Source organism: Solilutibacter silvestris (genome assembly GCF_050574925.1).
Classification (GTDB): Bacteria; Pseudomonadota; Gammaproteobacteria; order Xanthomonadales; family Xanthomonadaceae; genus Solilutibacter; species Solilutibacter silvestris_A.
This window is the reverse complement of the sequence record NZ_JBCMOO010000003.1, coordinates 273,868-287,014: the sequence shown is the minus strand read 5'-3', so window position 1 is coordinate 287,014 and position 13,147 is coordinate 273,868. Positions and strand designations below refer to the sequence as shown.

At 59.8% G+C, this 13,147-nt stretch carries 8 protein-coding genes; 5 read left to right on the top strand and 3 right to left on the bottom strand.

All coding sequences use genetic code 11. The annotated features are described in order from the left end of the window. Positions 1-17 precede the first annotated feature (17 nt). Positions 18-476, bottom strand: a complete 459-nt coding sequence (locus ABE093_RS08055) for an SRPBCC family protein (RefSeq protein WP_430760363.1) — start codon at positions 474-476, stop codon at positions 18-20. After that, positions 473-805, bottom strand: a complete 333-nt coding sequence (locus ABE093_RS08050) for an ArsR/SmtB family transcription factor (RefSeq protein ID WP_430760362.1) — start codon at positions 803-805, stop codon at positions 473-475. Before ABE093_RS08050 ends, ABE093_RS08055 begins: the two co-directional genes overlap by 4 nt. Before the next feature lie 327 nt (positions 806-1,132). On the opposite strand from ABE093_RS08050, the gene ABE093_RS08045 reads away from it, so the two are divergent. Together ABE093_RS08045 and ABE093_RS08040 are read left to right on the top strand one after the other, a co-directional pair. After that, entirely contained in the window at positions 1,133-5,905 is a 4,773-nt protein-coding gene (locus ABE093_RS08045) for an RHS repeat-associated core domain-containing protein (protein WP_430760361.1), read from the top strand. A 12-nt stretch (positions 5,906-5,917) separates the two neighbouring features. Continuing rightward, entirely contained in the window at positions 5,918-6,364 is a 447-nt protein-coding gene (locus tag ABE093_RS08040) for a hypothetical protein (protein WP_430760360.1), read from the top strand. A 415-nt stretch (positions 6,365-6,779) separates the two neighbouring features. Here the strand turns inward: ABE093_RS08040 and ABE093_RS08035 are convergent, their stop codons facing one another. Beyond that, a complete protein-coding gene (locus ABE093_RS08035; protein WP_430760359.1) occupies positions 6,780-9,260 on the bottom strand; it encodes a prolyl oligopeptidase family serine peptidase in 2,481 nt (826 codons plus the stop codon). Positions 9,261-9,384: 124 nt separating this feature from the next. On the opposite strand from ABE093_RS08035, the gene prpB reads away from it, so the two are divergent. From prpB to ABE093_RS08020, 3 genes are all read left to right on the top strand, one after another. Then, complete coding sequence (gene prpB / locus ABE093_RS08030) at positions 9,385-10,287, top strand: methylisocitrate lyase (RefSeq protein ID WP_430760358.1); 903 nt, start codon at positions 9,385-9,387, stop codon at positions 10,285-10,287. A gap of 15 nt (positions 10,288-10,302) precedes the next feature. Beyond that, a complete protein-coding gene (gene prpC, locus ABE093_RS08025) occupies positions 10,303-11,457 on the top strand; it encodes a bifunctional 2-methylcitrate synthase/citrate synthase (protein WP_430760357.1) in 1,155 nt (384 codons plus the stop codon). A 228-nt stretch (positions 11,458-11,685) separates the two neighbouring features. Next, entirely contained in the window at positions 11,686-13,071 is a 1,386-nt protein-coding gene (locus tag ABE093_RS08020; RefSeq protein WP_430760356.1) for a DEAD/DEAH box helicase, read from the top strand. Positions 13,072-13,147: the final 76 nt, after the last annotated feature.

The following is a 13,147-nucleotide window of genomic DNA, read 5'->3' as shown; positions in this document are numbered from 1 at the left end:
GTCTCCTTTCGTTCGAATCAGAGACGCGGACCGAGTTCGTCGAGGAAGCTGGTCCAGCCACCCCTGTGCGCTTCTGCCATTTCTTCGGTGGGCAGGCCATCGTGCGTCAACGTCAGTTCGGTCTTGCCGTTGCGTTCGCTCAGTTCGATCAACACCACGGATTCCTTGCCATGCGTCCATTCGCTCACCCAGGTGTGTTCAAGCGTATGCGGGCTGTCGACGCGGAGGTAACGGCCATAGTGCGGATTGATTTTCTCCATCCCGCGCATTTCGAGATAGAACAGGCCGCCGGGACGGACATCGGCGCTGGCGTATTCGCCCTTGGTCAGCCATGCACTGATGCTCGCGGGGTCGGTCCAGGCGCGAAACACCTTCTCCGGCTTGGCGTCATAGGTGCGTGTGATGCTGATCGAGTGCGGTCCCATCACCTGCGCGTTGCGACCCTGCATCTGCACTGCATTCATCAAGGCATTCATGGCTGTTGTTCCTCATCGGGTTGGTTGGCAAGGAATTCGTCGAGCGAATCCAGTTTCTGGTTCCAGAAGCGTTCGTAGCGGGAGATCCAGCGGGCGACATCGCGCATCGGTTTGGCTCGCAGTTCGAGGTAGTGCTCGCGTCCTTGTTTTTCCCGACGCACGAGGCCGGAACGCTCCAGCACCTTGATGTGCTTGGACACCGCGTTCAGCGACATGTCGAAGGGCAGGGCGAGATCGGTGACGCGCGTGCGTCCGCGCGACAGGCGCTGGACGATGCGGCGACGCGTCGGGTCGGAGAGGGCGGCAAAGGCGAGATCGAGCGTGCTCATGACTATATTCAACCAAATGGATGAATATTTGTCAAGACATACGTAGATGGATGGCCGCAACATCAAAGCGCCTCGATCTTGTTCAACCTAAAGTCGAATAACTTTCCCCAATTCCGCCATTCATCCTGTCTTATTCAGGTGGCGAACTGGCTTGCTTTTGGGGAGGCTTGACAGTCGTTGCATTTTCCTCGAATAGTTCCAGTCGGGGCTGGGCGTGTTCATGCACGATATTCGGGGGAAACAATGGGGCAATGCCGTCTTCTGGTTCAGACAGCGATCGCTGTCGTCGTTCTTGGAATCATGTGCGCGAGCGCTACTGCCGGAACGGTGCAGTCCGAGCAGGAATATTCGAAGCAGATCGACAGGGGACAAGCACTTCAAGGGAGTGGGGCAGCGCCATTTGGTGAAGCAATCAATTTGCGCGATGGCGGAATGCAGTTCCGCCAAGTCGATATCGATCTTCCCGGCATTGGCCCGTCGATTCAAATCGCCCGGACATTTCGGGTTCGGGAGTTAGGTAAGGCCGTCGAGACCTCCGGCAACATGTTGGGGGATTGGGAACTGGAAATCCCGCGCTTCAAGACCATGACGTCCTATGCCAGCCAGGCAAAACCGACAAGTCCGACCAGCTGGCAGGTTGCCGGAAGCAACAATGCACGCTGCACTTACTTTTCGGCACCCAGCGTCATCTCGACTTATTACGGTACCCATCATTGGGCATCGGATGACTGGTGGAATGGCTATCAGTTGGTGGATGGCCAAGGCAATGAAGAGCAGGTATTCAAGAGCCCCTCGATTACACCGACCAATGGCGGCACTTACGTCGCGATTTCCACCGGGCGTTGGGAGTTTTCCTGCTTGTCGAGCACGGCAAACGGGATGCCGGGAGAAGCCTTTCTTGGCCTCGCTCCGGATGGAACCAAATACTGGTTCAACTATCTCGTCTATACGACTGCCGATTCACTCAACTGGAACGATTACGAAACCCTCGATCGCCGCTATGGCGCGATGCTGGTCACGCGCGTCGAGGATCGCTTTGGAAATTACGTCAATTACCAATACAGCGGTGGTTTGCTCACGCAAATCGATGGCAGCGATGGTCGGCACGTTGATATCACGAGAAGTGGCACATCGATCGTCATCGGCGCGGGAACCGGAAGCACGCGCCGGACCTGGAGCTATGAAACGACCAACGGCTCGTTGACCCGAGTGGTCCAGCCCGACGGTTCGGCGTGGAGCTACAGCTTTGCCGGTCTTTCTTCGGCTGCTTTGCTGGACGACATGCTGAATCCGAACGAAGGAACTTGCAACGGAACGGCCTCGTCAAGCTATAGCCCCACGGCCACCGGATCGGCCACTGCACCTAGCGGGGTGACCGAAAGCTTCACCTTCAAGGGCACGCCGTTTGGCCGGTCGAATGTGCCTCGCATCTGCTATGGGGGCGAGACAACCGAGGATGGCTTCACCTATTTCCCTCTCGACTGGCGCAGTTACGCGATCACCCAGCGAACATTCTCCGGCCCTGGCATCAGCACCCAGACCTGGAACTATTCGTATTCCGCTTCCAATGCCAGTTGGCAAAGCCAGTGTGGTGCTGGTTGCGTCACGACGGTATGGACCGATGTGGTTGATCCCGCAGGCGTCCGTCAGCGCAGCATTTTCAGCAACAAGTTTGATGAAACGGAAAACCTTCTCCTGAGACAGGAGAATTACGCCAGCAACGGCACCTTGATGAAAAGTGCCGATTTTGGATATGCGACCTTTCCCGCGGGCAATGGTCCCAATCCGTATCCGTGGCCGTCCTATATTGGCGGCGACATGCGTGGCCGGGTGAACGCGGCTGTCGAAAATCGGTGGACGCCACTCCGGCAGACCACGATCAGCCAGGATGGCGTCACCTTCAGCAGCTATGTGAACAGCTACGACACCTATGCGCGACCGGCGAGTGTCGGGAAATGGAGTTCGTTGGGGTACAGCAGGACCGACGTCACCGAGTATTACAACGACACCACGCATTGGGTGTTGGGTCAGATCAAACGCCACTACAACGCCGATACCAACCTGGTCGATACCCGCAACGAGTACGACGCCAATACAGCGCTGATGCTGCAGACCTACGCCTTCGAGAAGCTCAAGGCGACGATGACCTACAACGCCAACGGTACGTTGGCGACGAGCAAGGACGGCAATAACAATACGACGACGTTCAGCAACTGGAAGCGAGGGATTCCGCAGGCCGTCCAGTACGCCGATGGAGCTTCAGTCTCCGCGATCGTCAACGACAACGGCTGGATCACAGCAGTTACCGATGAAAACGGGTTTTCAACTGGCTATGGCTATGACGCCATGGGACGGCTTGCATCCATCGTCTATCCCAACGAGCCGACGTTCAACTACAACACCAAGACGATCAATTTCCAAGCGACGGCGGGTGAATGGGTGCCGCCTGGAATCCAGACGGGACAGTGGCGACGCTATGAGGCTGTCGGAAACCACATCACCCTTACTTATTACGATGCAATGTGGCGCCCTGTTTTGGTGCTCGAATATGACTCGGCGAATGTCGGGGGTACAAACCGCTATACCAAAATCTCTTACGATGTTGTAGGAAGAAAGATATTCCAGTCGTATCCTTCAACCATTGTTTCGGATGTGGGGGTGCGCACCAATTATGACGCCCTGAGTCGCGTCATGCAGGTCCAGCAGGACTCGGAACTGGGGACGCTGACCACCACGACGGAATACCTGATCGGCTTCCAGGTACGCACTACAAACCCGCGCGGGTACCAGACCACCAATGGTTATCAGGTCTATGACCAGCCAAGCTACGACCAGGTAGCGTGGAGTGCACAACCGGAGAACAAGGACGTCACCATCACCCGTAATTTCTTCGGGATGCCGCTGACGATCAAGCAAGCTGATCATGTCAATTCGGCCGTCAGTGTGACGCGTAGCTATAGCTATGATGGCTACATGCAGCTGTGCAAGACACTGGAGCCGGAAACCGGCGCGACGCTGATGGACTACGACGCAGCAGGCAACCTCGCGTGGAATGCTTCGGGTCTGCGCGGCGGGGATTACGACAACGCCAGCGAATGCACGAACTCACGTTCCGCGGCCTATGGCTCAGGACGAAGGGTGGATCGCAGTTACGACGCTCGCAATCGGGTGCTGACCTTGTCCTTCCCGGATGGCGTGGGCAATCAGAATTGGCAATACACCCCAGATGGGCTGCCATCTCAGATCACTGCCTATAACAGCGGCAGTAATGGCACGCCTGTGGTGAATGCCTATAGCTACAACCATCGCCGATTGTTGGGCGGAGAGACCTCGAGTCAGTCGGGCTGGTATAGCTGGGGCATCGGTTATGGCTATGACGCTAATGCCAGTCTGGCAGCCAATACCTATCCGGATGGGTTCAGCGCCAATTTCACCAACAATGCACTTGGCCAGCCAACACAAGTGACGAGTGGCTGGGGCACCTTGGCCTCGGGAGTGAGTTATTACCCTAATGGTGCAATCAGCCAGTTCACCTACGGCAACGGCATCGTCCACACGATGACCCAAAACGCTCGGCAGATGCCTGCCCGCAGCATGGATAGTGGTGGCGTGCTGAACGATGTCTACAACTACGATGCCAACGGCAATGTCGGATCCACCATCGACGAACTGGTAGGCGCCGGGAACTACAGCCTCAATAGTCGCTGGATGACTTATGACGGTCTGGATCGTCTGACAGGAGCCGGTTCGGGCAGCTTCGGCGGCACCGACAACTGGCATCGCTACACCTACAACGCGCTGGACAACATCACTTCGTGGAAGCTGGCAGGGGTCAAGGACTATGCCAACTACATCTATGACGGTACCAATCGACTGACGCAGATCAACAATACGGCGGGGTCGGCTGTAGTCGCCCTGAGTTATGACGCGCAGGGCAATCTGCAAAACAAGAGTGGCCAGAACTACTCGTTCGACTATGGCAACCGCTTGCGCGAGACGACGGGGAAGGATTACTACCGGTATGACGGCCTGGGTCGCCGGGTAATGAACTGGAATCCAACGCAGGGCAGCATCCTGTCGGTGTATTCCAGCTCGGGACAGCTGATGTTCCAGCAAGATCAGCGGCAGACGCTGAATATTCCTCAAATCTATCTGGGCGGAAGCGTGTTGGCACGCTTGGAATACAACTACACGACAAGCACGGGACAACTTAAGTACGAGCACACCGATGCGCTGGGTAGCCCAGTGGCGATTACCAATCAGGCGGGGCAAGTAATCGAGCGGACGCAGTATGAGCCTTATGGCAATGTCATCGGCAGGGCCAACAACGATCGAGTTGGCTATACCGGACATGTGATGGACAGCCAGACTGGGCTGACCTACATGCAGCAGCGCTATTACGATCCAACCATCGGGAGGTTTCTCTCGACCGATCCAGTACAAGCAGATGCAAGTACGGGGGCACTATTTAATCGTTACGATTATGCCTATAACAACCCGTACAAATTTTCGGATCCTGATGGAAGGCTGCCAGAAGGTCCAGGCGATCCTTATAGGCTTAGTAGTGGATATACAGGGGAAAGCGCATACCAACCAGCTACTCCGAATACTCGAAAGTCTATGACGACCAGTCAAGTTGGATTGGACTTTATTAAAGATTGGGAAGGTTGGAACGGAACTTATGACAAAAAGCTTGGTGCTTGGGTTGCAAAGGATGATGGATTTGGTAATGGAACCATCGGTTGGGGGCACAATTGTGGGAAATGTGAAGATTTCAGAAATGGCATTACAAAAGAACAAGCTGAAGTTCTTTTAAGATCTGACCTTGGAAAGTTTGAGAAAAGTGTAAATGATTTAGGGGTGGCAGTCAGTCAGCAGAAGTTCGATGCGCTTGTGTCGTTCGCTTTCAATGTTCGTGGCTATGCGGGTTCGACACTTTTCAAGAATGTGGTATCAGGAGTGCGAGTTACGGAGCAAAATTTCACTGCATATGGTCATGCGCGCGTCCGTGGGAAGCTGGTGGAAATACGAAGTTTGATGGCTCGTCGGCGAAGCGAGTACGACATTTATGCAAATGGCCACTACGACAGTAGTCATTAAAGGAGCGTCGATATGCGAATTTTAGTTGTGTTTCTTGTGACAATGCTTTCAACAGTGCAGAGTGGAGATCATATTCCTCGCGTACTCACTGGAAATTGGTCAGTTGGCATGCCCTATGACCTAGGGCAGCCGGTTGGATTGGATGCTAATCAGGAGAAAAAGATCAAAGGACTGAATGTTCACATTTCCGGTGGTTACATCGAGGTTTGCGGTAAATCAATACCGGTTAAATCTGTTAGCGTGGAAACCTTGAGCGCCAAGCAATTCTTAGAGAGATTCAATTTCTCTCCTGTTCAAGTGGGGCTGCGAGGTTTGCGGGTCACAGAGGTGATTATAAATAAATATCACTCGACAAATACTTGTGGTGATTTCGAGGATCCAGGCTCTCATTTGTTTGTCAGCGCTGGAGCTGTTGTAATGGAAACGGGGAATGATTATTTCCCTCTCAAAAGACGATAAATAACGAATGTCCGCGTACTGCGTGCGCCTTTTTGCTATTCAGTGATTACGATCGTTAGATGTATGCTTGCGCGAGTATTGATTGGTCGGCTAGTTAATTGTGGGATGTTTAGCGGCGACGGCGCTTCGACGAGTACATGTATTTCGAAATGGCTTCCCGTTAAGTATTTTCTGGCCAAATCTGATTTCATCTCGCGACAACTGCTCAAATTCTCCAAAGACTGTTTCTGCACTGTTGTGGTTCCAAGGTTGCCGATGCCATGCAGTAGAGGTGTATTAAGATTAAAAAATAGGCGGTCTAATCGCGCTGCGAAGTACGACTAGCTCCCTTTAATCTGTTGCCTGATTGTGCCTGGGCAATATAAAAGAACCCCGCTCGCGCGGGGTTTCTTCGATATGCAACTGGCGACAAGACTTACTTGGTTGTGGCCTGCGGCGCCGGCGCGTTCCTCACGTAGCGATCGAACCAGGTCAGCATTTCGTAGACCTCCTGCTCGTTCGATTCCATCGCGGTGTACCAGTGCGGCTCGTAGGGCAGCATCACCAGGCGCGTGGTGCCGCCAAGGCCGCGGATCGCCTGGAACAGCTTGGGGCCCTGGATCGGCTCGGTGCCGGGATTGGCATCGTCCATGCCATGCATGATCAGGAGCGGCGACTTGATCTTGTCAGCGTGGAAGAACGCGGACGCCTGTTCGTACACGGGCGTCGCAGCCCACAGCGAACGCCGTTCGTTCTGGAAGCCGAACGGCGTCAGCGTCTTGTTGTAGCTGCCGCTGGTGGCGACGCCGGCGCGGAACAGGTTGGTGTGGGCGAGCAGGTTGGCCGTCATCAATGCACCGTGACTGTGGCCGGTGACACCGATGCGATCGCGGTCGACCACGCCAAGTTCCACCGCCTTGTCGACCGCGGCCTGGGCATCGGCGACAAGCTGGTCCATGTAGGTGTCATAGGCCGACTTGGGATCGCCGACGATCGGGAACGCCGCGTTGTCGATGATCGCGTAACCGGCGAGCAGCAACAGGCGATAGCCGCGCAGGAAGTCGAAGGTCTTCTGCGAGCCGCTGACCTGGCCGGCCTTGGACGGATCGGCGTAGTCGAGCGGATAGGCGTAGAGCACGGCGGGAATGCGCGTGCCTTCCTTGTAGCCGGGTGGCGTGTACAGCGTGAACGAGAGATCGACGCCGTCCTTGCGCTTGTAGGTCACCAGGCGCTTCTTGACGCCACGCACCTGCGGCATCGGATCGGCGATGTGGGTCACCGGCGTGGTCGAATTCGCGTAGGCGGCTTCGCCATCGGCAGCGGTCGTCGCCGCGCCCAGTGTCGCCATGAAGACGTTGGGCGGATCGACCGGTGATTGCTTCGACACCAGGAAGCGGGTGCCGCCCGGCAACACCGAGCCGACGCGCTCGTAAGCATCGGCGCTGCTGCGGAACAGGCGTTCGGTCTTGCCGCTGGCGAGGTCGTAGCGATCGAGGAAGGGACGGTCGCCCTGCGGCGACGAGCCATTGCCGCGCAGGTAGACCTTGCCGCCGTCTTCCTGCACGACCACCGCGCCATTCGGCTGGCGCTGCATCACCAGCGAACCGGGCGCCTTGTATTTCTCGTCGGTGGAATAGTCCCAGACGACCTTCGGCGCCTTGCCGGGCGACGCGACATCGATGCGGGTGACGCGTACCCAGTGCTTGTTGGCGTCGTATTCGTAGACGAAGGGCTCGTCGCCCTGCGCCAGCCATGACATGCCACTGAAACGCTGCGGCGTGCGCATGACTTCGGTTGCCTTGGCGGTGAACGGTGCAGCCTGCATCATCACCTTGTCGCGATTCGGCACGCTGGCCTTCCAGTCGCCGCCATCGAGGGCTTCCGCCCAGATCAGCGTTGCCGGTGCATTCGCGCGCCAGCCGAAATCGCGCGGACCGGTGGGCACGCCGCCGACCGGAACGCGATCGGCGACCGGCGAGGTGTCGATCACTTTCACGCTGCCGTCGCCGGTATCCAGCACCGACGTGTCCTTGGCGAAACGCTCCCAGGTGGTGACGTAGGAGTACGGGCGCTTCAAGGTCTCGAACAGAACGTGTTTGCCATCCGGCGCGATATCGATGCCGGCGATCGCGGCGGGCTTGCCGTACGACGTGATCTTGCCGGTGGCGATGTCGACCTTGGCAAGTTGCGAGGTGGTGTAGTAGTCGAACAGCGCTTCGTCTTCGGGGCCGGTCAGGGTGTCGCGCGACTCGTAGGTGCTGCTTTCGCCCTTGCCGCCCAGCGATTCCTTGATCTCCGGCGCGATCGGCGCTTCGCTGCGGGAAGGCGCGTTGCCGAGATTCGCCGGAACCTGCTTGACCAGCAGCGTGTTGCCACCGTCCAGCCACTGGATCTCGCTGTCGAGGATGGTGTTGAGGACGACGCCATCGATGCGGTGCGCGCTGGCGCTGGCGACATCGCCGATCCACAGTTCGACGTGATCGGCGACGGTGTTGTTGAAGGCGAAGCGTTTGCCATCGGGCGACCAGCCCGGCATGCCGGGGCAGGCGCCGGCGGGCAGGGCGATCTTGCGTTCCTTGCCGCTGGCGATGTCGATCAGGCTGAAGCCTTCCAGGCAGGTGCGGATGCCGTAGCCGTTCGAGGCATCGTGGCGGGCATGGGTGCGCGGTTCGACGCGAACGCCGCCCAGCTTGAGATAGGGCTCGGCGACGCGCTTGATCGACGGGTACTGCGCCTGCTGCACCATCAGCAGGGTGCGATTGCTGGGATCGGCGAGCGCCGACGGCGGCAGCGGCGTATGCATCGTGCCGAGGATCGGCTCCGGCGGCTTGTTGTAGCCGGTGGCGGCGAACGACGGTGTGGTGCACAGCGTAATGGCGAGCGCGACCGCACCCGGTAGCAGGCGTTGGCGTGACATGGCGGGATCTCCTCCTGGATCCGTCCCACGCTACACCAGCCCGCCGGCCGTTCTCCCTGCCGAAAGTCATGTCACTCCGCCACGGTCCCGGCTGGCTTAAAATTGTCCTTTTCCCGGAGTCCGCATGAATTCCCCTGCCTCCGCCGGCGCCCTGGCTTCCAATGGAGCCAAGTTCCGCGCCGCCCTGTCCCAAGAAACCCCGTTGCAGGTGATGGGCGCCATCACCGCCTACGCCGGCCTGATGGCCAAGCGCACCGGCTACAAGGCGCTGTACCTGTCGGGTGGCGGCGTCGCCGCCAACTCGCTGGGCATGCCCGACCTCGGCATCAGCACCATGGAAGACGTGCTGACCGACGCCCGTCGCATCGTCGACGCCACCGGCATGCCGTTGCTGGTCGATATCGATACCGGCTGGGGCGGGGCGTTCAACATCGGCCGCACCATCCGCAATTTCGAGCGCATCGGCGTCGCCGCCGTGCACATGGAAGACCAGGTCGGGCAGAAGCGCTGCGGCCATCGTCCCGGCAAGGAAGTGGTGACCAAGGACGAGATGGTCGATCGCGTCAAGGCTGCGGTCGATGCCCGCACCGACGCCGGTTTCGTGATCATGGCGCGCACCGATGCCGCCGCGGTCGAAGGCATCGATTCGGCGATCGAACGCGCGGTGGCCTATGTCGAGGCCGGCGCCGACATGATCTTCCCCGAGGCGATGAAGACCATCGACGAATACCGCAAGTTCAAGGCGGCGGTGAAAGTACCGATCCTCGCCAACCTCACCGAGTTCGGCTCCACGCCGTTCTTCACCACCGACGAGTTGCGCGATGCCGGCGTCGACATCGCCCTGTATTGCTGCGGCGCCTATCGCGCGATGAACAAGGCGGCGTTGAACTTCTACGAAACCGTGCGCCGCGAAGGCACGCAGAAGAACATCATCGACACGTTGCAGACCCGCGCCGAGCTGTACGACTTCCTCGGCTACCACGCCTACGAAGACAAGCTCGACCAGCTGTTCTCGCAGAACAAGTAATCACAAGGAATCCCGATGAGCGACAACACCAACCCAGTGCTTCCCAAGGTCAAGAAATCCGTCGCGCTGAGCGGCACCGCCGCCGGCAACACCGCGCTGTGCACGGTCGGCCGCAGCGGCAACGACCTGCATTACCGCGGCTACGACATCAAGGACCTGGCGACGCAATCCACCTTCGAGGAAGTCGCCCACCTGCTGGTGCATGGTTCGCTGCCGACCGCGTCGCAGCTCAAGGCCTATCGCACCAAGCTGAAGCGCCTGCGCGGCCTGCCGGCGATCGTCACCGACGCGCTGGAGCTGGTGCCGGCCAATGCGCATCCGATGGACGTGATGCGCACCGGCTGCTCGGTGCTGGGCACGGTGCTGCCGGAACGCGAAGGCCATCCGGTGTCGGAAGCGCGCGACATCGCCGATCGCCTGATCGCCAGCTTCGGTTCGATGCTGCTGTACTGGTGGCACTTCACCCATAACGGCCGCCGCATCGACGTCGAAACCGATGACGAGACGACAGCTGCGCACTTCCTGCACCTGCTGCACGGCGAGCCGCCGTCGGCGCTGCACGCGGATTCGCTCGACAAGTCGCTGATCCTCTACGCCGAGCACGAGTTCAACGCCTCGACCTTCACCGCACGCGTGATCGCCGGCACCGGTTCCGACATGTACTCCTGCATCACCGGCGCGATCGGCGCACTGCGCGGACCCAAGCATGGCGGCGCGAACGAAGTGGCGATGGACATCATCAGCCGCTACGGCACCGCCGACGAAGCCGAGGCCGACATCAAGGCGCGGATGGAGAAGAAGGAAATCATCATCGGCTTCGGCCATCCGGTGTACACCATCGGCGATCCGCGCAACCCGATCATCAAGGAAATCTCGCGCAAGCTGTGCAAGGACGGCGGCAACCAGACGCTGTTCGACGTCAGCGAACGCATCGAGACGCTGATGTGGGACAGCAAGAAGATGTTCCCGAACCTCGACTGGTTCAGCGCATCGGCCTACCACATGATGGGCGTGCCGACCGCGATGTTCACCCCGCTGTTCGTGATCGCCCGCACCACCGGCTGGAGCGCGCACGTGATCGAGCAGCGCGAGGACGGCAAGATCATCCGCCCGAGCGCCAATTACATCGGTCCGGAAGACCGCGCCTATACGCCCATTGACAAGCGTTAAGGCAGGGCGTAGCTGAATGGGGTAGACTAAACGGGTTCGCGCACGGCGGATCCGTTTTCCAACCGGAATCCCCGCGGGGCTCCAAGCCCCGCCTTCCCACGCACGTCTCTCGTTGCGCCGACACGTTTCCGGATAATCGGGAGCGTCATACCCAGCACTCGCAGCGCGTCAGGAAAGCTCCGGGGCATCGCACGGCACAGGCCGTGCGGACACACTTTGGAGCAAACAATGAACTTTGAAACCCTCGGCATTTCGCCGGCCTTGCTGCGTGCGCTCGCGGACGCCGGCTACACCACGCCCACGCCAATCCAGGCCCAGGCCATCCCGTTGGTGCTGTCCGGCGAAGACGTCCTCGGTGGTGCGCAGACCGGCACCGGCAAGACCGCCGCGTTCGGGCTGCCGCTGCTGCAGCACCTGTCCAAGAACATGGGCGTGCGCGGACCGCGCAAGCCGCGCGCGCTGATCCTGGTGCCGACCCGCGAGCTGGCGGTGCAGGTCAGCGACAACCTCAAGACCTATGCGCGCCACCTGCGCATCAACGTCACCACGCTGTACGGCGGTGCCGGCATGCAGCCGCAGATCAACAACCTGCAGCGCGGCGTCGACGTGCTGGTCGCCTGCCCGGGCCGTCTGCTGGATCACATCGAACGCGGCACCGCCAAGCTCGACGCGATCGAAATGCTGGTGCTCGACGAAGCCGACCGCATGCTCGACATGGGCTTCCTGCCGGCGATCAAGCGCATCCTCGCGCGCGTGCCGGCGCAGCGCCAGACGCTGCTGTTCTCGGCGACCTTCGAAGCACGCATCAAGGCGCTGGCGCTGGAATTCATGCGCAACCCGAAGCAGGTGGAAGTGGCCGCGCAGGCGACCATCGCCTCGACGATCGTCCACCGCGTGCATCCGGTGGATGCGTCGCGCAAGCGTGACCTGCTGATCGACATCCTCGCCGCCCGCCACAGCGAGCGCGTGCTGGTGTTCGGCAAGACCAAGCATGGTTGCGATCGCCTGTGCAAACAGCTGGACCAGGCCGGCCTGCCGTCGGTGGCGATCCACGGCAACAAGAGCCAGGCCGCGCGCCAGAACGCCTTGAACCAGTTCAAGAGCGGCCGCACGCGCATCCTGGTGGCGACCGACGTCGCCGCGCGTGGCCTGGACATTCCCGATCTGCCGCTGGTGATCAACCACGACCTGCCGATGGTCGCGGAAGACTACGTGCACCGCATCGGTCGTACCGGTCGCAACGGCGCCAGCGGCGAAGCGTTGTCGCTGGTTGCTCCGGATGAAGCACCCTTGCTGCGCCAGATCCAGCGCATGCTGAAGGCCGACATCGCGATGGAAACCGTGGATGGCTACGAGCCTTCGCGTCCGATCCGCCTCGATGGCCCGGCGATGGCCAAGCGTCCAGCCGCAGGCAAGCCGGGTGGCCAGAGCGCGCCGCGCAGGAACGCTTCGGCGCCGCGTCCGCAGGGCGCGCCCAAGGCTGGCAAGCCGCATCGCGGGCATGGACACGCACACGGCGATGCGAACAAGGCTGGCCCGCATGCCCATGCCGCGCGCAACGGCAGCCCGAAGCATCGGGGTGCGCAGGGCGGACGGCGCGATCGTCGCGCTTAGGGCGCTGTCGCACGCGCTGTCTCAGCGGGTCGCCAGTTCGGCGCGCGGGACGCCGTGAATACGTCCATGTAGGCTC